Annotated in this window: 16 protein-coding genes and 4 tRNA genes; 9 read left to right on the top strand and 11 right to left on the bottom strand. The window is 70.9% G+C overall.

Annotation, left to right across the window (positions count from 1 at the left end; genetic code table 11):
• Positions 1–51: 51 nt before the first annotated feature.
• From ABZY45_RS20105 to ABZY45_RS20135, 7 genes are all read right to left on the bottom strand, one after another.
• Positions 52–1,608, bottom strand: a complete 1,557-nt coding sequence (locus tag ABZY45_RS20105) for an amino acid permease (protein WP_356741679.1) — start codon at positions 1,606–1,608, stop codon at positions 52–54.
• A 151-nt stretch (positions 1,609–1,759) separates the two neighbouring features.
• Positions 1,760–4,864 (bottom strand): FG-GAP-like repeat-containing protein, encoded by a 3,105-nt coding sequence (locus ABZY45_RS20110; RefSeq protein ID WP_356741681.1) that lies wholly within the window; start codon positions 4,862–4,864, stop codon positions 1,760–1,762.
• Positions 4,865–5,186: 322 nt separating this feature from the next.
• Positions 5,187–7,436, bottom strand: a complete 2,250-nt coding sequence (locus tag ABZY45_RS20115; protein ID WP_356741683.1) for a DEAD/DEAH box helicase — start codon at positions 7,434–7,436, stop codon at positions 5,187–5,189.
• A 210-nt stretch (positions 7,437–7,646) separates the two neighbouring features.
• The gene (locus ABZY45_RS20120; RefSeq protein ID WP_356741685.1) at positions 7,647–8,207 is read right to left on the bottom strand and encodes a hypothetical protein; all 561 of its coding nucleotides are present in this window, start codon (positions 8,205–8,207) and stop codon (positions 7,647–7,649) included.
• A gap of 125 nt (positions 8,208–8,332) precedes the next feature.
• On the bottom strand, positions 8,333–8,707 hold the full coding sequence (locus ABZY45_RS20125; protein ID WP_356741686.1) for a CrcB family protein: 375 nt from the start codon (positions 8,705–8,707) through the stop codon (positions 8,333–8,335).
• Positions 8,708–8,777: 70 nt separating this feature from the next.
• Positions 8,778–9,194 carry a fluoride efflux transporter CrcB gene (gene crcB / locus ABZY45_RS20130; protein ID WP_356742068.1) on the bottom strand — a complete coding sequence of 139 codons (417 nt, stop codon included), beginning with the start codon at positions 9,192–9,194 and terminating at the stop codon, positions 8,778–8,780.
• A gap of 77 nt (positions 9,195–9,271) precedes the next feature.
• Positions 9,272–9,625, bottom strand: coding sequence for a metallopeptidase family protein (locus ABZY45_RS20135; protein ID WP_015578045.1), 354 nt, complete (start codon positions 9,623–9,625; stop codon positions 9,272–9,274).
• 124 nt (positions 9,626–9,749) lie between these two features.
• Here ABZY45_RS20135 and ABZY45_RS20140 point away from each other — a divergent pair, with 124 nt between their 5' ends.
• The 4 genes from ABZY45_RS20140 (at position 9,750) to ABZY45_RS20155 (ending at position 11,812) form a co-directional block, all read left to right on the top strand.
• Positions 9,750–11,285: a metallophosphoesterase gene (locus tag ABZY45_RS20140; protein ID WP_356741688.1), complete on the top strand. Its 1,536-nt coding sequence runs from the start codon at positions 9,750–9,752 to the stop codon at positions 11,283–11,285.
• A gap of 241 nt (positions 11,286–11,526) precedes the next feature.
• Positions 11,527–11,599: transfer RNA gene (locus ABZY45_RS20145), tRNA-Glu, on the top strand.
• 39 nt (positions 11,600–11,638) lie between these two features.
• A tRNA-Asp gene (locus tag ABZY45_RS20150) sits at positions 11,639–11,713 on the top strand.
• 22 nt (positions 11,714–11,735) lie between these two features.
• Positions 11,736–11,812 (top strand) — tRNA-Phe (locus tag ABZY45_RS20155).
• A gap of 50 nt (positions 11,813–11,862) precedes the next feature.
• Here ABZY45_RS20155 and ABZY45_RS20160 read toward each other — a convergent pair.
• Both ABZY45_RS20160 and ABZY45_RS20165 read right to left on the bottom strand, forming a co-directional pair.
• Positions 11,863–12,705: a cytochrome c biogenesis CcdA family protein gene (locus tag ABZY45_RS20160; RefSeq protein ID WP_356741690.1), complete on the bottom strand. Its 843-nt coding sequence runs from the start codon at positions 12,703–12,705 to the stop codon at positions 11,863–11,865.
• Positions 12,702–13,463 carry a thioredoxin domain-containing protein gene (locus ABZY45_RS20165; RefSeq protein ID WP_356741692.1) on the bottom strand — a complete coding sequence of 254 codons (762 nt, stop codon included), beginning with the start codon at positions 13,461–13,463 and terminating at the stop codon, positions 12,702–12,704. Before ABZY45_RS20165 ends, ABZY45_RS20160 begins: the two co-directional genes overlap by 4 nt.
• A 273-nt stretch (positions 13,464–13,736) precedes the next feature.
• Between ABZY45_RS20165 and hrpA the strand changes: the two genes are divergently transcribed.
• The 3 genes from hrpA (at position 13,737) to ABZY45_RS20180 (ending at position 18,368) form a co-directional block, all read left to right on the top strand.
• Positions 13,737–17,678, top strand: coding sequence for an ATP-dependent RNA helicase HrpA (gene hrpA, locus ABZY45_RS20170; protein WP_356741694.1), 3,942 nt, complete (start codon positions 13,737–13,739; stop codon positions 17,676–17,678).
• 117 nt (positions 17,679–17,795) lie between these two features.
• Positions 17,796–17,870 (top strand) — tRNA-Asp (locus ABZY45_RS20175).
• Positions 17,871–18,008: 138 nt separating this feature from the next.
• On the top strand, positions 18,009–18,368 hold the full coding sequence (locus ABZY45_RS20180) for a DUF6274 family protein (RefSeq protein ID WP_356741696.1): 360 nt from the start codon (positions 18,009–18,011) through the stop codon (positions 18,366–18,368).
• Between the two features lie 570 nt (positions 18,369–18,938).
• Here the strand turns inward: ABZY45_RS20180 and bldC are convergent.
• Both bldC and ABZY45_RS20190 read right to left on the bottom strand, forming a co-directional pair.
• Positions 18,939–19,145, bottom strand: coding sequence for a developmental transcriptional regulator BldC (bldC, locus tag ABZY45_RS20185; protein ID WP_003949541.1), 207 nt, complete (start codon positions 19,143–19,145; stop codon positions 18,939–18,941).
• A gap of 660 nt (positions 19,146–19,805) precedes the next feature.
• Complete coding sequence (locus ABZY45_RS20190) at positions 19,806–20,651, bottom strand: hypothetical protein (RefSeq protein WP_356741698.1); 846 nt, start codon at positions 20,649–20,651, stop codon at positions 19,806–19,808.
• 176 nt (positions 20,652–20,827) lie between these two features.
• Between ABZY45_RS20190 and ABZY45_RS20195 the strand changes: the two genes are divergently transcribed.
• Both ABZY45_RS20195 and ABZY45_RS20200 read left to right on the top strand, forming a co-directional pair.
• Positions 20,828–21,925, top strand: coding sequence for a Glu/Leu/Phe/Val dehydrogenase dimerization domain-containing protein (locus ABZY45_RS20195; RefSeq protein ID WP_356741700.1), 1,098 nt, complete (start codon positions 20,828–20,830; stop codon positions 21,923–21,925).
• A 357-nt stretch (positions 21,926–22,282) separates the two neighbouring features.
• Positions 22,283–22,540, top strand: coding sequence for a DUF3073 domain-containing protein (locus ABZY45_RS20200; RefSeq protein WP_014155056.1), 258 nt, complete (start codon positions 22,283–22,285; stop codon positions 22,538–22,540).
• The last annotated feature ends 99 nt before the right edge of the window (positions 22,541–22,639 follow it).

Genomic DNA, 22,639 nt, shown 5'->3' on the forward strand with positions numbered 1-22,639 from the left:
CAGCCGATCGGGTATCGGGTGCCGGGCCCTGTCGTACCGGGGCGGGCAGGGTCAGTCCGGGGTTTCGTCCGTGATCGTGCGCTTGTGATCCGGCGCGGCCGGGTTCAGGAACCAGTGACGGGCCGACACCATCCACCACACGGCGGCGAAGCCGAGCACCACCAGGACCGCCAGCGGCGCGTAGTTGAAGCTCTCCCAGGTGACCGGGGACACCTGGGGCAGCATGAACAGCACCGTGATCACCGCGACCCAGCTCACCGCGACGATGCCGATGGGCCGGGACCAGCGGCCCAGGTGCCAGGGGCCCCGCACGAAGTCGTCGCCCCGCAGCAGCCGGAGCAGGGTGGGGATGACGTAGGCGATGTAGAGGCCGATGACCGCGATGGAGGTCACCGCCGCGTACGCGGTGACGTTGATCAGATACGGGAGGCCGAGGGCCAGGGCGCCGAGCGCGGCCAGCCAGACCGCCGCGACGGGGGTGCGGGTACGAGGGCTCACCGTGTGCCAGACGCGGGAGAAGGGCAGCGCCCCGTCGCGCGAGAAGGCGTAGATCATGCGGCTGTTGGCGGTCACCGAGGCCATCCCGCAGAACAGCTGTGCCCCGATCACCACGAGCAGCAGGAGCTTGCCCGTCGTGGCGCCCAGCGCGTCCAGGAGGATCTGGGCGGGCGGGGCCCCGGTCGGGGAGTTCAGGGCGCCGTCGTAGGACTGGATGGCGAAGGTGAAGCCCAGCAGGAGCACGAAGCCGGCGATCCAGGACGTCCAGATGGACCGCACGATGCCGCGCGGGCCCGCCACGGCCGCGTCGTGGGTCTCCTCGGTCATGTGGGCCGAGGCGTCGTAACCGGTGAAGGTGTACTGCGCCATCAGCAGGCCGATCATCACGACGTAGAAGCCGCTCCCCCAGCCGGTGTTGTTGACGAACTCGGTGAAGACGTACGACGCCGACTGGTGCGAGTCCGGTACGAAGGTCAGGGCGCCGACGATGACGGCGACCCCGACCACGTGCCACCACACGCTGACGTTGTTGAGGACGGCGACGATGCCGACACCGAAGGTGTTCAGCAGGCCGTGCAGGATCAGGATCGCCGCGAAGAGCAGGATCGTGCGGCCGGGTGTGACCTCGAAGCCGAACTGGAGGTTCAGATAGGCCCCGAGGAAGGAGGCCGCCCCGAAGTCGATGCCCGCGGTGACGGCGACCTGGCCGAGCACGTTGAACCAGCCGGCGAACCAGGCCCACGCCGCGGCCGAGCGCCGCGGGGCCAGGCGGTGCGCCCAGAAGTACAGGCCGGCGGACGTGGGATACGCCGAACAGATCTCGGCCATGGCCAGGCCGACGAACAGCGTCATCAGCCCGACGCCGACCCAGCCCCAGGTGATGACGGCGGGCCCGCCCGTGTTCATGCCGAACAGGTACAGGGTCAGGCAGCCGGAGAGCACCGAGATGATCGTGAACGAGACGGCGTAGTTGGAGAAGGCGGACATCCGGCGCGCGAGCACCTGGGTGTAACCGAGTTCGGCAAGCCGCTCCTCGTCGGACTGGGGAGCGGGCTCGCCCGCGGGAGCGTCGGGTGGTGGCACCGCCACGGCGGCTTCGTCGTTTGTCATGCCCCCAGCGATGCCCTCGCCGGAGGCATGACATGCGCCCCGCACTCCACCCGTTGCCCCGCGAGAGGCCCCGCGGGAGGCCCCGCGAGGCCCACCGGGAACCCGGCGAGGGCATCGCGGCGGAGCCCCGCGGGAGAGCCCCCGCGCGTGCCTAGAACAACGCGGGGTACTTCTGCCAGCCCGGCCCCATCTTGGACCGCGCAGCGAACGTGCCCGTGCCCGTGCCGTTGTAGCGCCAGAGCACCCCGGCCTTGTCGCGTGCGAGCAGGTCGTTCTTCCCGTCGCCCGTGATGTCACCGACCGCGGCGAGCGCGTTGTACTGCTGCCAGCCGGTGCCGATCCGCACCTTGGCCGCGAGCCTGCCTTTGCCCGTCCCGGCGTAGCGCCACAGGACCCCTGCGCCGTCGCGGACCAGCAGGTCCCCGGCTCCGTCGCCCGTGAGGTCTCCCGCGCCCACGACCGTGAGCCCCTTCCAGCCGGTGCCGATCTGCGTGCGGGCCTTCAGCCTGCCCTTGCCGTCGCCCGGGTACAGGAAGAGGTAGCCGGTGGACTGCTGGCGCGCGAGCAGGTCCGGGACCCCGTCACCGTTGATGTCCCCCGGCGCGAACATGTCGTACGCCTTCCAGCCCGTGCCGATCTTCACGTAGTCCCTGGGCAGGCCGCTGCCTTCGTCACAGGCGCCGTCCAGCCGGATCAGCGTGCCGAAGTCGTTCGCGGCCAGGTAGTCGTTGCACCCGTCGCCGGCCAGGTCTCCCGTCGGCAGGATCCGCTTCGCGGCCGTGTCCTCGTGGCCCCACCAGCCCGTGAGCGGCCCGACCGTGCCGGGCAGCTTCCCCGGGCGCTGCCCGAGGGAGCCCTCGTCCACGACGACGAACAGGTCCCCGAGCCCGTCCCGGCCGAAGTCCCGCCAGGCGGCGGCACCCTGGGTCAGGGCGGTCTCCCCGCTCCGGACGAGAGCCGCGCCGTGGCCGTCGGCCGGCTGCACGGTCAGCTTCCAGCCGTAGCGGCCGTTGACGGCGAGTGTGCCGCCGTCGGTGCGGCCGTCCCAGTCCGCGGAGAGCTGTCCCCGCACCTCGCCTCCCGTGACCGTGCGGACCACCTTCTTCGTCCGCAGGTCGGTGAGGACGGCCTTCCAGGAGGCGGCGGGCTTGGAGAGCGTGGCCGTGTACGTCCAGGGCTGACCCACCGTGGACTCCTCGTGGGCCGACAGCGGCTGGGTCGGCACCCCGGTGGGCACGACGTGCACCCGCTGCCCGGCGTCCACGTAGGCGAGGTGCCCGCCGTACCTGTCCACCGTCCAGTCCACCCGCCGCTGCGGGTTCGCGGTCGCCGGCAGGTCCGCGACCACACGGCTCGCCGCGGCTCCCGTCGCCGCCGAGGACACCAGGTCGGTCAGCACCAGCTTTCCGGCCGCCTTGTCGTGGCGTACGAGGTATCCGTCCCCCAGGAGCGCCTCGCCGACGGGCACGGTCTGCGACTTCCCCGTCGTACGGTCGAGTACCCCGGCCCGGCCGTCAGTCGCGCACGTCCAGTACAACCAGCGTCCGAGCGCCTGCAGTTCGTCGGGGGCGCAGCCCGAGCCGAGGGAGAGCGTCGCCGTGGTCCGGCGCGTGGCCAGGTCGTACGACGTGACCGTGCCCGGAGTCGTCCCGGCGCTCCACAGCGTGCCCGCCCACACGGCGGAGGCCACCGGGGCCCGGGTCAGGACCTTCTCCGGGTCGGCGCCCCGGTAGACGATCTGCCGGCCGGAAGCGGCGTGCGTGTAGACCGTCCAGGCGCCGTCGGTGTCCGTGATCGTGCCCCCGGACAGGCCGGTGCGGAGTTGGCCCCAGCCTGATATCCGTATCTCGTCCCCGGCTCCGGAAGGCTGCCGGTTGAGGACCACGGGGGCTCCCCGGGGCGTGCCGTGGATCGCGTGGCAGTCCGGGTCCTCCGGACCGCAGTCGGTCGAGAAGGAGATGAACGAGTCGGACGCGGGCCCGTAGGACGGGGTCCCCCGGACCGCGAGCTCCCTCTCCACTCCCCGACGCACCGACAGGCGGCTGGACGCCACGGTCAGCCTGCCCGACGACAGCCCGATCCCCTCCAGGTCCAGCGGCAGGGCGGACAGGTCGACCACGCGGGTGAGCTGCGGCGCGCCGTCCGGCCCTTCCACGACGCGGTACGCCCCCCAGGTCCTGTCCTCGGCGTAGCCGGTGGCTCCGCCGACGACCACGGCGGAACCGTCCTGGGCCGCCGCGACCGCCGTCCCGGCCTTCGAGAGCAGCTGCCGGGCGGGGCCGCCGTCCAGCGGGGTGGCCATGAGGGCGCTCCCGCCCTTGTTGTGCAGCAGCCAGTCGCCGACGACGGCCAGGTGGTACTGGTTGCGCTCGGTGGGGGCGGGTGCGGTCAGCACCCGCGGGGTGGCCCCCAGGTCGGACCGGGGGACCACGCTGATCGTCGAGTCGGCGCCGTAGGAGTACCAGACGACGTGCCGGGGCGTCAGGAGGTATCCGGGCGCGGCTCCCCGGATGTGGGCCGAACTCGCGGACATCTGACCGGTCTCCACGTCGACCAGCGCCATCCGGGCGACGCCTTCGTGGACGTAGCGCAGCAGGATGCCGTTCTCGTCACCCGCCGCGGCGGCCTGGGACAGCCAGTACTTCGCTCCCTCGGGAAGTCCGCCGACCGTACGGTCCCGGGTCGTCCCGTCCTCCCGTACGTCGAGGAGGTGGGCCTCGGAGGCCGCCGTGCTGGTCTTCCCGTCGGATTCGAAGGTCACCAGCTTCACGGCGACGACCGTGTGCCCGTACACACCGGAGAAGGTGAGCCCTTCAGGGATGGACACGAACGTCGTGGTGCCCGCCGCCATGTCGCGCAGCTCGACCTCGTTCGCCCGCAGATAGGCGATCGTGTCGGTTCCGGTCCCGTACATCCGGGTGACGGTGCCGCTGCCCGTCGGCCCCGCGAGGAGGTGGGCGCCGTCGGAGAAACGCGTCCAGCGGTAGGCGGACGAGCCGGGTACGCGGCTGAAGACACCCTGCTCGCCCACGGCGTCCGCCTCCAGGGCGCCGCCCGTGGAGACGAGGGTGAAGGGCTGTACGGAACTGCTCAGCGCGGCGGGCACGACCACGGGGTCTGCCGCTGCGGCGGTCGCGGTCGGTGCGGCGCCCGGAGCGGCCTGCGGCGCGGCGACGGCCGCCGGCGCGAGTCCCGCGGTGACGGACAGCACGAGCGACGCGGCGACGACGCCGGATCTGAGGGCACGGTTGGCCACTCGGGTTCCTCCCCTGGCTGATGAGTACACAGGCATGGAGGACCGGCGAACGGCTGTCATCGAAAAGCGGCTGTCATCGGAACTGGGCCGCTGTCGGGCGCACTTGGCCGCCCGTACCTGCCCCCCGGCACGTACCCCCACACGAGTGGACGGATCTTAACAGGCCGTGCACAGGAACGGGGATGCCGTTTCGAACCCGTTCAAGGCAGCGGGCCTCAACGCCGCAGCGGGCTCTCACGACGGCAGCAGACCCCACGACGGCAGCGGGGCCCGTACAGCACCTGAGTGCTGTACGGGCCCCGCGTCAGTCGGTCAGCGACGGTCAGCCGTTGCGCTTCCAGCGCGGCTTGTCGTCACGGCGGCCGAAGGTGCCGGTGCCGGTACCCGTGCCGGTGCCACCACGGTGGTCGTCGCGGCGGCCGTGCGGACGGTCGCCACCGCCGGAGCGGAAGCCGCCCGCCGGGCGGTCGTCACGACGGTCGCGGTTGAACGGGCGGTCGCTGCCACCGGAGCGGAAGCCACCGGAGGGGCGGTCGTCACGACGGTCGCGGTTGAACGCCGGGCGGTCGTTGTCACGACGCTCGAAAGAACGGCCACCACGGTCGTCACGTCGGTCGCCACCGGAACGGAAGCCACCCGAGGGGCGGTCGTCACGACGGTCGCGGTTGAACGCCGGGCGGTCGTTGTCACGACGCTCGAAAGAACGGCCACCACGGTCGTCACGACGGTCGTCACGGCGGTCGCCGCCGGAGCGGAAGCCACCGGAGGGACGGTCGTTGCTGCCGCGGAAGGACGGCCGGTCGTTGCTGCCGCGGTAGCCGGAGCCACCGGACGGACGGCCACTGCGCTCGCCGACACGGTCGTTGCCACCGCGGTAGCCACCACGGTCGTCACGGCGGTCGTCGCGGCGGTTGAAGTTGCCCCGGTCGTCGCGACGGTCCTCGCGGGCGGCCGGCTGCTCGGGGACGGACGCGGCTGCGACGAGCGCGGCCTCGGCCTCGGCGGCGACCTCGGCCACCGCCGCCTCCGGGTCCTCGCCCCGCTCGCGGGCGGCACGGGCGACCAGGCGGTCGGCCTCCTCGCGCAGCTCCACGGCGCGACGCTGCACGCGCTCCAGCTGCTTGGTGAGGTCGGCGGCCTCGCGCTCGGCCTGCTTGGCCGCGTTGTTCGCGGAGTCGGCCTGCACCTCGGTCAGCGAACGGGCACCGGTGATCTCGGCGACCTCGGGCTCGAAGACGCCCGCGCCCTGCACGATGTGGCGCGAGGCGTCGACGCCCGCGTCCTCCATGAGGCGGAAGATCTGGCGGCGCTGGTGCGGGAGCGCCAGCGAGACGACGACACCGGACTTACCGGCGCGGGCGGTGCGGCCCGAGCGGTGCAGGTAGTCCTTGTGGTCGCCGGCCGGGTCCACGTTCAGCACGAGGTCGATGCCGTCGACGTGGATGCCGCGGGCGGCGACGTCGGTGGCGACGAGGGCGTTGACGTAGCCCTTCTTGAAGTCCTCGAGGACGCGGGTACGGGCACCCTGCGTCATGCCGCCGTGCAGCGCGTCGGCCTTCACGCCGGACTCGATGAGCTGCTCGGCGATGCGGTCGGCGCCCAGCTGGGTGCGGACGAAGATGATCGTGCGGCCCTTGCGGGCGGCGATCGCGGCCGTGACCGGCGCCTTGTCCTTCGGCTTCACGACGAGGACGTGGTGCGACATGGTCGAGACGTTGCCCTGGGCACTGTCGACCTCGTGGGTGACCGGGTTGCTCAGGTAGCGCTTGACGAGCGTGCCGATCTCGTTCTCCATCGTGGCGGAGAAGAGCATGCGCTGGCCGCCGCCGGGGATCTGGTCGAGCAGCTCGGTGACCTCGGGCAGGAAGCCCAGGTCCGACATCTGGTCGGCCTCGTCGAGGACCGCGACCCGGACGTTCTCCAGGGAGCAGGCGCCACGGTTGATGATGTCGCGCAGTCGGCCCGGGGTGGCGACGAGGACGTCGACACCGCGCTCCAGCGCGTAGATCTGGTTGCCCATGGACGTACCGCCGCAGACGACCTTCATCTTCAGGCCGAGCACGTCGCCGTAGGGCTGCAGCGCGTCCGCGACCTGCATCGCGAGCTCACGGGTCGGCGTGAGGATGATCGCGCGGGGCTTCTTCTTCTCGGTGTGACCGCCGGCCAGCGCGGCCAGGGTCGGCAGACCGAAGGAGAGCGTCTTGCCGGAGCCGGTGCGGCCACGGCCCAGGATGTCCTTGCCGGCCAGGGCGTCCGGGATGGTCGCGGCCTGGATCGGGAAGGGCGCCGTCACGCCGTTCTGGGCGAGCTTGCGGACGATGCCCTCGGGCAGACCGAGGTCGGCGAACGTGATGCTCGGCTCGGCGTCCTTCACGTCCTCGGAGACAGCGGCGTCGGAGACCTCGTCGGCGGGGACCGCGTCCTCGATCACGTCGGCGACGGTGACGGTGGCCTCGGCGGAGGCGGGGATCTGGGCGACCACGGCCTCGGCGGCCTCGACCGCCACGTTGTTCTCGACGTCGTTCACGACGTTCTCGGGCATGACGGTGTGGTCAGAACTGGAAATTGACATGCGAAATGCGAAACCTTCCGGAGTCTCGGCACGCGCCCGTAACTCCGTGTTTTCGCAATTTCGACCGCCTCAATGCGGTCCAGCCACGGCAAGGGAGAGTACGCGCCACACGGCGCTCTTCTGTGTCGGCGCCGGGCAATGGGATCAAACGATCTACTACCATACGCACCCTCCCCCACTTCGCGCAAACCAGGTCGGCCGAAACCCCCCTCACACCGGCGCGACCTGCGGCGATGCCCTCGGAGTGGGCCACACCTCCACCCGCCCCGGCGCGCCCATGGCGTCGGTACGGAACTGCGCGGCCGGCGAGGCCGAGGGCTGCTCCGGCGGCACCGAGGGCTCCGGTTCGGGCGAGGGCGGCGGCTCCGGGCTGGCCTCCGGGGGCGGAGGCTCACCAGGGCCCGGCGCGCTGGGTTCCGGGGTCGGGAGATGGCCGCCCGGCGTCGGCTCCGGGGTGCCCGGGCCCACGGGCTTCGGGCGGGCCGCGCCGGAGACGGCCGAGGGCGCGGCTCCCGAGGCCTTGGAGTCAGGGTCGCGGGAGGCGCCCCGGTCGGACTGCGCCTCGGCACCCCGGCCGTGGGAGCCACCGGAACGGCCGGTGCCGGACACCGTCTCGCCGCCGGGGCGTTCGGCCGAGACCCCCTTCTCGCCCGCCGGGCGGGAGGGAGCCGGCTTCCCGCCGTCACCGCCGACGCTCATACAGCCTGTGGACGCGGCGATCGTCAGGGCGGTGACGGCTGCCCAGCGGACGCGGACGGACAACTGGCGCACGGGGTGCACCTCCGGGGCGGAGAGGGACGGCGGGAGGGAGAGCGATGTGTTCAACTCCCGTGCCCCCGTCGGGGACACGCCCGGACACAACACCCGCACACCCGCGGCCCGTCGGCTCGCCCCTCTCAGCCCCCGGAACCGCCCGCGAGTTCGGCCCCCAGGAACACCGCCCCCAGCCCCACCAGCAGCGAAGCCAGCACGTTGGCGCCCGCCAGGAAGCCCCTGCCCGCCTCGGCCAGCCGGAGCGTCTCGTACGAGAACGTGGAGTACGTCGTCAGAGCCCCGCAGAGGCCGGTACCCAGCAGGGCGTACACAGGTGTGGACACCGTGGCTCCCGTCAGCAGCCCGAGCAGCAGACTGCCCGCCGCGTTCACGGTGAAGGTCCCCCAGGGGAAGACGTACGGCAGCCCCGCCCCGTGCCGCGCCTGGACGGCGCGGTCCGTCAGATAGCGCAACGGAGCCCCCGCCGCGCCGCCGAGGACGACCAGCAGCCAGTTCACCCGCCCCTCCCGGAACGGTCCGCCGAGCCGCCGCCCGCCGCTCTCCCGGAACGGTCCGCCGAGCCCTCGTTCACACCGCCCGCCCCGCCCGGTCCACCAGGGCCCGGGTCAGCGCAGCCGCTGCCCAGACCGCGCCGAGAGCCACCACGGCCGTCCCCGCCATGTACGCCACGGCCGTCACCACCTCCTGACGCACCAGCAGGTGCGACACGTCGGCGGCGTACGTCGAGAAGGTGGTGAACCCGCCGAGCACCCCGACCCCGAGAAAGGGCCGCACCAGCGGATGGGTGACGACTCCACGCTCGACGGTCAGCACCATCAGTACGCCGATGAGGGCGCAGCCCACCACGTTGACGGCGAACACCGCCCACGGGAACTCCCCCTCGGCGGCCGGCCAGGCCAGGGACGCCGCGTAGCGCGCCGTGGCCCCCACCGCTCCGCCCGCGGCGATCACCGCCAGGACCCGCCACTTGCCGCCGCCGCGCATCTCGGCGCGCTGCTCGGGTACGGACAGGTCGACGTCCGGGTCGACGACCGGCCGCCCCGCCGGAGGGCTCTGGCCGCTCACCCGTACCCCAGCTCGTGGAGCCGCTCGTCGTCGATGCCGAAGTGGTGGGCGATCTCGTGGACCACGGTGATCTCCGTCTCGGCGACCACGTCCTCCCGGGTCTCGCACATCCGCAGCGTCGGCCCGCGGTAGATGGTGATCCGGTCGGGCAGCACCCCGGCGTACCACTCACCGCGCTCGGTGAGCGGCGTGCCCTCGTAGAGACCGAGGAGCTCCCGGTCCTCCGGGTCCTCCGGCTCCTCCTCCACGAACACCGCGACGTTGTCCATCAGCCGCATCAGCTCAGGCGGGACACGGTCAAGAGCCAGGCTCACCAGCTCTTCGAACTCCTCGCGCGTCATCTCCAGCACTCCGCCATTGTCACGTACGTAGGCCTCGGACGGGCGGGCCGCACCCGCCCCCGTGGCCACCCGCCCGGCCCACCTCCGCCGCCCCGGCCGCATGCCTGCCGTCCGAACGGGGCATACGCGCCCAATGGCACGCCCGTTCCACGCCGCAGCCGTCCGATTCCGCCGCCTCCGCCGTTCCCGCTCACGCTCCGCCGCACCGGCCGGCGGGCTCGTCCCCGCCGCGCACCCCTGGAAGCGCGCGTTCGGCCTGCTGGCCGTGGTCGTCCTGGGTGCGTGGCTCGGGCTGCTGGTCGTCGGGAGTGTGCGCACGCCCGTGGGCCCCATGGACACCACCATGACCCTGCGCCCCTCGGTCAGCGGCGGAACCAAGATCAACGTGTCGCCGCTCGGCGCCCTGGAGCTGGACTCCCACCACGCCCCGGTACGCCTCGACGTGGACGTCGACCAGCTGGACCCGGAACGCTCGCAGGCCCTGGTCAAGCACCCCGAACGTCTCTCCGGACTCCAGGACGAGGTCACCGGCGACGTCGCGTCCGGCACCCGCGAGCTGGCCGTCCGCTCCTGCGTGGCCGTCGTCTCGGGCGCCACGGCCCTCGGCCTGGTCGTCTACCGCCGGCCGCGCCGCGCCCTGGCCGCCGGAGGGCTCGCGCTGGCGCTGCTGGCGGCCTCGGGGCTCAGCGCGTACGCCACCTGGAACCCGAAGTCCGTCCTGGAACCGAAGTTCTCCGGCCTGCTCTCCAGCGCGCCCTCGGTCGTGGGCGACGCCCGGTCGATCGTCACGGAGTTCGACGTCTACCAACAGGAACTGGCCCGCCTCGTCACCAACGTCACCAAGCTGTACGACGCCACGTCCACGCTCCCCGTCTACCAGCCGGACCCTGCGACCATCCGGGTCCTGCACGTCTCCGACATCCATCTCAACCCGGCCGCCTGGCACATCATCGGCTCGCTCGTCGAGCAGTACGAGATCGACGTGATCATCGACTCCGGCGACACCATGGACCACGGCACGGCCGCGGAGAACGGGTTCCTGGACCCCGTGGGCGATCTGGGCGCGCCCTATGTGTGGGTGCGGGGCAACCACGACTCCAAGGAGACCCAGGCCTACCTGGAGAAGACCAGGAACGCGCACGTACTCGACGAGGGCGACGCGGTCGACGTGGCCGGGCTGCGGATCGCCGGCACCGGGGACCCCCAGTTCACGCCCGACCGCTCACGCCCCACCGGCGGCAAGGCGTCCGAGCAGTTCGCGGGCATGCGTCTCGCCTCCGCGCTGCGCGACCAGAAGCGGGCGGGCACGCCCGTGGACATCGCGGTGGCGCACGACCCGAACGCGGCGCGGGAGACCGACGGAACGGTGCCGCTCGTCCTGGCCGGCCATGTGCACCACCGGGTCAACGAACTGATGCCGCTCGGTACGCGGCTGAAGGTCGAGGGCTCCACGGGCGGTGGCGGACTGCGCGCGGTGCAGAACGAGAAGCCCGAGAAGGTGCGTGCGTCCGTGCTCTACCTGGACCGCACCACCCGGCATCTCCAGGCCTGGGACGAGATCACCCTCGGCGGCCTCGGCCTCACGACAGCCGAGGTCAGCCGCCATCTCCCGGAGGAGAACCTGAAGAGTCCGTCGCCCTCCCCGAGCGTCTCGACGACCTCGCCGTAGGGCCTCTCGTTCGGATCAGGCCGGGTCAGGGAGCGGGGTCTGGTGCCGTGCATCGCAAGGCGGAGGAGGGAGCCATGGCGGAGCCATGGAGACCGACGCCAACGCCGCGAGGTGCGGTGCCAGGGCACGCGAGCCCGGCCTGATCCGAACGAGAGGCCCAAACCGTTTTGGCGATACCTCCCCGCATCCCATATGCTTCTCACGTCCCCGACGCGCTGGAAAGCGCGCAGGTGGGCCCTTAGCCCTCATCGTCTAGTGGCCCAGGACGCCGCCCTTTCAAGGCGGTAGCACGGGTTCGAATCCCGTTGGGGGCACGCTTTACCGTGTGCGAGACTTGTCTCGCACATTAGCTTGGTCCTGTGGAGCAGTTTGGAGTGCTCGCCACCCTGTCAAGGTGGAGGCCGCGGGTTCAAATCCCGTCAGGACCGCTGCAGCCCGTATGAGCTGCGTGGCTGGGTAGCTCAGTTGGTACGAGCGATCGCCTGAAAAGCGATAGGTCGCCGGTTCGATCCCGGCCCCAGCCACCACCCGAAGGCCCCGTCCACGGACGGGGCCTTCGTCGTTCCCGAACGACGGCTCACCCCGCTTCCTCCCGTGCCTGCCGGCGCCGCCGCACAGCCTTCAGGACCAGCACCGGCAGCGTCGCGAGCACCGCGGCCGTCAGCGCCGCCGCGTCCGGCACACGCTCCCCCAGCCGCTGGACCCACTGCTCGGCGGCGAACGAGTCGTCCACGTCCAGAAGTCCGGGCAGGCCGGTCGTCCCGTCGTGAACGAGGAAGAGCGTGCCGAGGCCGATGAAGAAGAGGCCGGACAGCAGCGAGGTGCTGTGCGGTGCGAAGCGGCCCACGCGCAACGGCCGCCCGCGCAGCCATGCCCGGTGGCCGAGGTCGAAGCGTTCCCAGAGCAGGGCGAGCACGAACAGCGGCACCGCCATGCCCAGCGCGTAGGCGGCGAGCAGCAGCCCTCCGTAGACGGGGCTGCCGCTGACGGCCGCCACCGTGAGGACGCTGCCGAGAATCGGGCCCGCGCAGAAGCCCGCCAGTCCGTAGACCGCTCCGAGGGCGTACACGGAGAGCGCGGTCGTGGGACGGATCCGGCCGCCGACGGCCGCGAGCCGGCGGGAGGCGAAGCCGAGGCCGAGGATCTGCCCGAGGCCGAGAGCGACGATCAGCCAGCCCGCGCCGAGGACGAGTGCGTCCCGGTGACCGTGGAAGAGCCGCCCGGCGTACGAGCCCGCGGCGCCGAGCGGCACGAGGGTGGTGGCGAGACCGGCGTAGAAGACGCCCGTACGGGCCAGCAGCCGTGAGGCGGAGTCGACCGAGTACGCGAAGAAGGCGGGGAGCAGCAGGGCGCTGCACGGACTGACCAGGGTGAGCAGACCGCCGAGCAGTGCGGCGAAGTAGCCGATGTCCGGGGTCACTTCGCGGGGTCCCCGGCGCTTCCGACGTTCGCGGCCTCCGCTGCCGCTGCCTCGATGGCCTGGGTGAAGACGGCCGTCGGCTGGGCACCGGCGAGGGGACGGCCGTTGACGAGGAAGGACGGGGTGGAGCTGGCACCGATGCCGTACGCCTGCTCCCGGTCCTCGCCGACCGCGTTCGCCGCCGCCGTGCTGTCGGTGTCCCGCGCGAAGCGGTCGAGGTCCTTCACGCCTGCCTGCTGCGCGAGCGCCCTCAGCCGGGCCTTGCCGAAGCCCTTCTCCTTGGCGCCCTCGGCGTAGGCGGCCCGGTGGAAGGCCCAGAAGCGGTCCTGCTGACCGGCCGCCCAGGAGGCGCGCGCGGCTGCTTCGGACCCCTCACCGAAGATCGGGAAGTTGCGCCATTCGATGCGCAGGGTGCCGTCGTCGACGTACCTCTTGATCAGCTCGGGCTCGGTGTCCCGCGCGAATTTCCCGCAGTAGCCGCACTGGAAGTCGGCGTACTCGATGAGGACGACCGGGGCGTCGGTGCGGCCCTGGGCCAGCTTGTCGTCCGCGTCGCGCCGGGCGAGCTCCGCCAGTTCCCGGTAGAGGCCGGAGTCCGGACCGGCGGTGGTGGCGGTGACGGGGGTCTCGGAGGCCGGGCTGTCGGGGGCGGTCGCCCGGTAGGAGACGTAGCCGAGGATCCCGGCGGCGGTCACGACCGCCAGGCCGACGAGGACCGGCTTCTTCGCGGAGGACGAGGAACGGGTGGGTGCGGGCATGCGGCGCTCCGTGCGGATGCGTGGGGACGAGCGGGGAGAGGCGTGGGGTCCGCCTGCGCCCTCGGCACGGAGCGCTCGGCGGCTTCGGGTATGCCCCGGTGCATGGGACCGCCTTGCGTGGGGAACGGGTGATCAGCTGCCCGGAATAGTACGTGCTGTGACCCCGTCGTCCCGTTCGGTGACCGGCCCTGTGGCGGGGTGCCGGAAGAAGTGACGGGGCCGGGTGAAATACGTTCGCCACTCCTCGCGCCCGGGTGAGATCCTGGGGTCCGTATGTCTACTTCCTTCGCCGATCTCCAGTCCCAGCTCGGGCAGCTCTCGCTCCGCGACGCACACCGGCTCGGCCGTCGACTCGAGGGTGCCCGCCGCATCCGTAAGCCCGAGGCCCGCCAGTCCGTGCTGGACGAGATCTCCGCCGAGGCCGGAAAGGCGTCCGAGCGGCTCGCCGGCCGCGCCGCGCGGATGCCCGCACTGTCGTACCCGGAGCAGCTTCCGGTCAGCCAGAAGAAGGACGAGATCCTGGAGGCGATACGCGACCACCAGGTCGTGATCGTCGCGGGCGAGACCGGCTCGGGCAAGACCACCCAGATCCCCAAGATCTGCATGGAGCTGGGGCGCGGCGTCCGGGGCATGATCGGGCACACCCAGCCGCGCCGGATCGCCGCGCGCACGGTCGCCGAGCGCGTCGCGGACGAGCTGAAGACCCCGCTCGGCGAGGCCGTCGGCTGGAAGGTGCGCTTCACCGACCAGGTGAATCCGGACGCGACCTTCGTCAAGCTGATGACGGACGGCATCCTGCTGGCCGAGATCCAGACGGACCGCGAGCTCCTCGCGTACGACACGATCATCATCGACGAGGCGCACGAACGGTCGCTGAACATCGACTTCCTGCTGGGCTATCTGGCCCGGCTGCTGCCCAAGCGCCCGGACCTGAAGGTCGTCATCACCTCGGCGACCATCGACCCGGAGCGCTTCGCCAGGCACTTCGGCGAGGCACCGATCGTGGAGGTCAGCGGCAGGACGTATCCGGTCGAGGTCCGCTACCGGCCACTGCTGGAAGGGGCCGACGAAGACACAGCGGACTCCGACCGGGACCAGATCACGGCGATCTGCGACGCGGTGGACGAGCTGTCGGGCGAGGCTCCGGGCGACGTCCTGGTCTTCCTCTCGGGCGAACGGGAGATCCGCGACACGGCGGACGCCCTGAGCAAGCGCAACCTCAGACACACCGAGGTGCTCCCCCTCTACGCGCGCCTCTCGCACGCCGAACAGCACCGCGTGTTCCAGCGCCACACGGGGCGCAGGATCGTGCTGGCGACGAACGTCGCGGAGACCTCGCTGACCGTCCCCGGCATCAAGTACGTCATCGACCCCGGCAACGCCCGCATCTCCCGCTACAGCCATCGCACCAAGGTCCAGCGGCTGCCGATCGAGCGCATCTCCCAGGCCAGTGCCAATCAGCGCAAGGGCCGCTGCGGCCGTACGTCGGACGGCATCTGCATCCGGCTGTACTCCGAGGACGACTTCCTCACCCGCCCGGAGTTCACCGATCCCGAGATCCTGCGGACCAACCTCGCGTCCGTCATCCTCCAGATGACCGCGGCCGGCCTCGGCGACATCGAGAAGTTCCCCTTCATCGACCCCCCGGACCACCGCAACATCCGCGACGGCGTCCAGCTGCTCCAGGAGCTCGGCGCGCTGGATCCGGCGGAGAAGGATCCGAAGAAGCGGCTGACCCCGCTCGGCCGCAAGCTCTCCCAGCTGCCCGTCGACCCGCGCCTGGCCCGCATGGTCATCGAGGCCGACAGGAACGGCTGCGCCCGCGAGGTCATGGTCATCGCGGCGGCGCTCTCCATCCAGGACCCGCGCGAGCGCCCCTCGGACAAGCAGACCCAGGCCGACCAGAACCACGCCCGCTTCAAGGACGAGACGTCGGACTTCCTGGCGTTCCTGAACCTCTGGAACTACGTCAGGGAGCAGCAGAAGGAGCGCGGCTCCTCCAGCTTCCGACGGATGTGCAAGCAGGAGTACCTGAACTTCCTGCGCATCCGCGAGTGGCAGGACATCTACGCGCAGCTGCGCACGGTGGCCAAACAGATGGGCATCACCGTCGAGGAGCCCAAGGGCGACGAGGGCATCCCGGAACAGGCGGTGCACACCTCACTGCTGGCGGGCCTCCTGTCGCACATCGGGCTGAAGGACACCGAGAAGAACGAGTACCTGGGCGCCCGCAGCGCCAAGTTCGCGATCTTCCCCGGCTCGGCGCTGTTCAAGAAGCAGCCGCGCTTCGTGATGTCGGCGGAGCTCGTCGAGACGTCCCGGCTCTGGGCGCGGGTGAACGCGAAGGTCGAGCCGGAGTGGATCGAGCCCCTCGCCCAGCATCTGCTGAAGCGCACCTACAGCGAGCCGCACTGGGAGAAGGACCAGGCGGCGGTGATGGCGTACGAGCGGGTGACGCTCTACGGAGTGCCCATCATCGCCCAGCGCAAGGTCAATTTCGGCCGTATCGACCAGGAGGCGTCCCGCGATCTGTTCATCCGGAACGCCCTGGTCGAGGGGGACTGGCGCACACATCACCAGTTCTTCCATGACAACCGCAAACTGCTGGGCGAGGTCGAGGAGTTGGAGCACCGGGCCCGGCGCCGCGACATCCTCGTGGACGACGAGACTCTCTTCGACTTCTACGACCGGCGGATTCCCGAGCACATCGTCTCCGGCGCGCACTTCGACTCCTGGTGGAAGCACAAGCGGCGCGACGAGCCCGACGCTCTCGACTTCGAGCGTTCGATGCTCATCAACGAGAAGGCCGGGGCGGTCACCAAGGACGACTACCCGGACTCCTGGCGCCAGGGACGGCTCAAGTTCCGGGTGACCTACCAGTTCGAACCGGGTGCGGACGCCGACGGCGTGACCGTCCACATCCCGCTCCAGGTCCTGAACCAGGTCACGTCCGAGGGCTTCGACTGGCAGATCCCGGGCCTGCGCGAAGAGGTGGTCACCGAGCTGATCCGCTCGCTGCCCAAGCCCATCCGCCGGCACTACGTCCCCGCGCCGAACTACGCGGACAAGTTCCTCGACCGGGCCGTCCCGCTCCAGGAGCCCCTGCCCCAGACGCTGGCGCGTGAGCTCCAGCGGATGGTCGGCGTACCGGTCACGGCCGACGACTTCGATCTGACGCGGATCCCGGACCACTTGAAGATCACCTTCCGGATCACCGACGAGCGGCGGCGCAAGGTCGCCGAGGACAAGGACCTGGAGGCGCTGAAGATCCAGCTGCGCCCCAAGGCCCGCCAGGCCCTCTCCAAGGCCGCCGCGGCCACCGCGGGACCCTCGGGGGAGTCCATCGAGCGTTCGGGCCTCACGGACTGGACGATCGGCACGCTGGACAAGGTCTTCGAGACCCGCCGGGCCGGCCAGCCGGTCAAGGCGTATCCGGCCCTCGTCGACCAGGGCGAGACCGTCGCCGTACGGCTCTTCGACACCGAGGCCGAGCAGCAGCAGGCGATGTGGCGCGGCACCCGGAAGCTGATCCTGCTGAACATCCCGGTGAACCCCGCGAAGTTCGCCTCGGACAAGCTCTCCAACCAGCAGAAGCTGGCGCTGTCGCGCAATCCGCACGGCTCCGTCCAGGCGCTCTTCGACGACTGCGCGACGGCGGCGGCCGACCGGCTGATCGCCGCGCACGGCGGCCCGGCCTGGGACGAGGCGTCGTTCCGGAAGCTGTACGACAAGGTGCGCGCGGATCTCGTGGACCTCACGGTCCGCACGGTGGGCCAGGTGCAGCAGATCCTGGCCGCCTGGCAGGCATGCGAGCGCCGGCTGAAGGCCACGAACAGCCTGGTCCTGATCAACAACGTCACGGACGTACGCGACCACCTCGCCCGCCTCGTGCCGCCCGGCTTCGTCACCTCGACCGGGCTGCGCAGGCTGCCCGACCTGATGCGCTACCTCGTCGCCGAGGACCGCAGGCTGCAGCAGATGCCGACCAACGTCCAGCGCGACACCACGCGCATGGAGAAGGTCCACGAGATGCAGGACGAGTACGCCTGGCTGCTCGAACAGCTGCCGCAGGGGCGGCCCGTGCCGCAGGAGGTCCTGGACATCCGCTGGATGATCGAGGAGCTCCGCGTGAGCTACTTCGCGCACGCCCTGGGCACCGCACAGCCCGTCTCGGACAAGCGGATCGTGAAGGCGATCGACGCGGCCGCCCCCTGAACCAGCTCCTCCTGGGACCGTGACGGAACCCGCACTGAGAGTGAGTTCGACCTGGCCGCCGGACCTCCTGTACAGTCTTGCTTCGCAGCAGGCCGCAAGGCCAGGCAGCGAAAGCAAGGTCCTGTGGAGCAGTTTGGAGTGCTCGCCACCCTGTCAAGGTGGAGGCCGCGGGTTCAAATCCCGTCAGGACCGCAGTAGACGAAAGCCCGGATTCCCTGGATCCGGGCTTTCGTGCGTCTTGACGCCGGAGCCCGCCGCGAGTAACTCCGTAGGACGGAGTCCGCCCCTGTTCTCCCGACGCGGGGCGGCCGGGTCCACCGGGAGGCACGCATGTCTGCGTCCACGGAAAGGCACGAGACCCGCGCGCTCCTGCGCGCCCATCTGGCAGCGGCCTCCGGCTACCGCCACCTCACCCGGCACTGTCCGATCTGCCATCGCCTGCTGCGGCTCGCCATGGAGCCCCTGACGGCCCCACAGACGCCGCACCCGCCGCGGGAGCCCCGCGCGACGGACGGCGCGCCACCGGACCCGGAGACGGCCGCCGGCGCCCCCGGAGAGCACTCCGAGGCGGCCCACGGCCCGCTCCACCCCTCGGCGGAGACCGGGGAGGCGTCCAAGGACCGGCCGAGGGAGCACACGGAGGGCATACTCCGGGACCGCCCGGAGGACGAAAGCCCTCCCGCCGCATGACCAACTGCCGCAGCCGGCACACCCCGCACAGTGGCAGGCTTGTAGTTGGCAAGCCCCCGCCGGTGTGACGGGAGTCACCGAATCAGTTTTGGGCAGGGGGTACTTTACGCACTTCCTACAACTGACGAATTTAATATGTGCAATTGCACCCTCCCCGCAGCACATCCCGGACCGTTCCGCCCGAGCTGCCCACGGCGCCAGGGAACCGGGCGAACAGGCCCGAACAGGTCCGCCCACGGTCGCACGCGAAGTCTCCGCAAACCGACCCGTCGGCAGGTTCGGGCAGCCCCTGGGCCCTTCGGGCACCGTTCGGGCACCGCGGCGCCCGGCAGTCCCCGACGCCACGCCGGCGGCTTCCCGCCCCATCTCGTGCCCCGCACAGCATCCTCATGGAGCACAAAAAAAAATCGCGCTGGACCCGGCGGAGTCCAGCGCGATCGACGACGTGCCCGCATGTCACAGGTATGGCGCCCGTTGGGGCAGGCGCCCGTCGTATGGAGCTATGAGTAGGAACACCGGGGGTTGGGGGACCCTTCAGCGCCCTGTTGTGGCTGCGGCGACAGGGGTGTGTCAGGCCTCGCTGCGCTGCTGCGGAATACCCGCAAGCAGTGCGCGGACCTCTGCCTCGCGGTACCGGCGATGTCCACCGAGCGTGCGGATGGACGTGAGCTTGCCAGCCTTCGCCCAACGGGTGACCGTCTTCGGGTCCACGCGGAACATCGTGGCAACCTCAGCCGGGGTCAGCAGCGGCTCGGCATCAGGGGTGCGAGCGGTCATGAGCGGCCTCCTCGGGAGAACCGAACCTTCTCGGTTCTTTCCTCTAAATTCTGCACCTTGACCCGCGTTGCCCGAAATGGCGGACGCGGGCCGAGTCGGTTATAGGACGAACGGCTTGTCCTCGGCACTACAACTACACCATCCGTCCAGCCACGTCGGCCAAACCGATGGAATTGCCCTCCCAGGTGTTCATCAGCGACGGAAGCCGATGGACCATGCCATAGCGGACAGTCACGCCCCAGTAACGATCAGTCACAGGACAACCAGGAGTCACCAGAAGTCGTCAGACCCCCCATAGCGTGCAATGCTGAGCATTCCGCCCATAGTTGGACGGACAGAGTCCTCCCCGGACTCCTTGTCCTATTTTGGCATGAGGAGTAGGGAAGGGCGCAAGGGCCCCGTTAGTGCTGTCCGTCACCCTTGAGGCAAAGGCCCGGTTCGGGACCTAGGTCCCGCGCCTCGTGAGCCACTTCACGCCTCGGCTGTCACACGCGTCACATCGGGTGTCGGTTCACGGGCCGTCAGATCCCCTCGGGGCATCTCTGTTCACCTCCGCCGCACTCCCTCGGCGCCCGCAGATGTCGGACACCTCACATGGTGTCCCTTCCCTGCTGATAGCACCTCTATGCGGCGGTGCATGCCATTTCACACAGCTTCAGCCTAGTTGGACGACTGCAGGTCGCGTACCGCCCGCCAGCGGTCGGCGAGACGCCCGTACGCCGCACCCGCCGCGTCGCTGTCCCCGGAACGCAACGCCGCGATGCCCTCGGCCACATCGGCGGCCGACCGGTCCGCCGCGAGCTGCTCACCGCTGAGCGCGTGCACCAGGCCGCCGTAGTCCAGCTCGACCAGGGCGCGCGGATGGAACTCCTCCAGCCAGCGCCCCACCTCCACGAGCCCTTCGGTGAGCGGCCCTTCGTCCACGGTCTCCCGCAGGGTCCGCAGCGCCCTCGCCAGCCGGCGCCGGGCCTGCACCATCGGGGTCCGGTAGCGCAGCATCGGCCTGCCGCCGTCGGCGCCCCCCGCGACGTACTCCCGCTCCTCGTCGTCGAACAGGACGAACCAGCGAACCGGCACGTGCCACACCGTGGTCCGGATCCAGGGGCGGGCGTCCGGGTTCCTCTCGGCCCAGCGCTCGTGGTCCGCGGCCGCCTGACCGCGCACCACCGGAGGCAGCACGGCGTCCAGCACCGTGGCCGGAAACAGACCCCCCAGTTCACTCAGCGCCAGCCAGCTCCGCATCCGGGTCCGCCACGGACAGACGCAGACCACCCCGTCGAGCACAGCGACGAACGCGTCGTCGCTCTCGTGGACCGGCACCGGCACCGGCGGCGTGGGAACCAGGTCGGCCAGCGAGCGCCGCAGCTCGTCCTGCGCCGTGGGGAGCTCGGAGCGCTGCGCGTAGCGCGTCCAGTGACTCCGCTCGGGCTCCCTGAAGGCGGCCAGCGGCTCGTACACCCGCAGATAGGACGTGTAGGGAACGAGCACCGAAGACACCACCGACATGCGGCAAATCGTGTCACGCCGCCACGCCACCGGGAGGTGATCCCCGGGAGTGGACGGATCCACGTGTCCCGAGGACTTACGCTCTTGCCCAGTCGGACCGGCCGGAGCCGGTCGGTCCGGGGCCCTCCCCACCTTCAGGAGGGTCATCCGCCGCTTCGTACTTGGGAGTCACCACAGTGACCGATGTGACCGGCGTGCCTGCCCCTGTCGACGTCCTGCGCACCTTGTTCCACTCGGATCAGGGCGGCCACGAGCAGGTCGTGATCTGCCAGGACCGCGCCAGCGGCCTCAAGGCCGTCATCGCCATCCACTCCACCGCCCTGGGCCCGGCCCTCGGCGGCACCCGCTTCTATCCGTACGCCTCCGAGGCCGAGGCCGTCGCGGACGCGCTGAACCTGTCGCGCGGCATGTCGTACAAGAACGCCATGGCCGGCCTCGACCACGGCGGCGGCAAGGCCGTCATCATCGGCGATCCGGAGCGGATCAAGTCCGAGGAACTGCTCCTCGCCTACGGCCGGTTCGTCGCCTCGCTCGGCGGGCGTTATGTGACTGCCTGTGACGTCGGCACGTACGTCGCCGACATGGACGTCGTCGCCCGGGAGTGCCGCTGGACGACCGGCCGCTCCCCCGAGAACGGTGGCGCGGGCGACTCCTCCGTGCTGACCGCGTTCGGCGTCTTCCAGGGCATGCGGGCCTCCGCCCAGCACCTCTGGGGCGACCCCACACTGCGCGGGCGCAAGGTCGGCGTCGCCGGCGTCGGGAAGGTGGGCCGCCACCTGGTCGAACACCTGCTGAGCGACGGCGCCGAGGTCGTGGTGACGGACGTGCGCGAGGAGTCCGTACGCCGGATCACCGAGCTGCACCCCGAGGTCGCCGTCGCCGCCGACACGGACGCGCTGATCCGCACGGAGGGCCTGGACATCTACGCCCCGTGCGCACTCGGCGGCGCGCTGAACGACGAGAGCGTCGCCGTGCTCACCGCGAAGGTGGTGTGCGGCGCGGCCAACAACCAGCTCGCGCACCCGGGTGTGGAGAAGGACCTTGCCGACCGCTCGGTCCTGTACGCGCCCGACTACGTGGTCAACGCCGGTGGCGTGATCCAGGTCGCCGATGAGCTCGCCGGCTTCGACTTCGACCGGTGCAAAGCAAAGGCGGCGAAGATCTTCGACACCACGCTGGCCATATTCGCACGTGCGAAGGCGGATGGAATTCCGCCCGCCGCGGCGGCCGACCGCATCGCCGAGCAGCGGATGGCCGAAGCGCGTCGCCCCTGACGCGTGACGCGGCGTCAGGGCACCGTCACAGGGCTGAGGGGCCGAACCGGTCCGGCCGGCCCGGTGGGGGCCGGGAGGCGTACCTCTGGGGCCGACCCGCCGACCGGGGGAGACAAGACTCACTCCGGTCGGCGGGTCGGCCGTCCACAAGAGGTTAAAATCGGGCTTGACCAGCGAGGACGGGCTCCTCTGCGGTCCTGCACGGAGGCGCGTGATGCGGGCGGCGTACCGTATGGCCGAGGAAGCAGGTACCGTTAAAGCCACGGGCGCGGTCTCTCAGCCGAGAGTCCGTCCTGAAACATGAACGCGTGTCAAGACTCTGGGGCCGTCGAGCCCCGTCACCGAGGGGGTCGAGCCATGGGGCGCGGCCGGGCAAAGGCCAAGCAGACCAAGGTCGCCCGCCAGCTGAAGTACAGCAGCGGCGGGACTGACCTGTCGCGTCTGGCCAATGAGCTGGGCGCATCGCCTTCGAGTCAACCACCGAACGCCGAGCCGTTCGAGGACGACGACGAGGAAGATGACCCGTACGCACAGTACGCGGATCTGTACAACGACGACGAGGACGCGGACGAGGACGACCAGTCCGGTCCGTCGTCACAGCGCCGCGGCGCTTGACCTCGCGCTGACACATCAACCCGGTCCGGGCCTGCCCGGACCGGGTTCTGTGCTGTCCAGGTGCGGAGCGGCCGGTACGTGGCCCGCCTGACCTCCGTA

This window comes from Streptomyces sp. NPDC006516 (genome assembly GCF_040611875.1).
GTDB lineage: Bacteria > Actinomycetota > Actinomycetes > Streptomycetales > Streptomycetaceae > Streptomyces.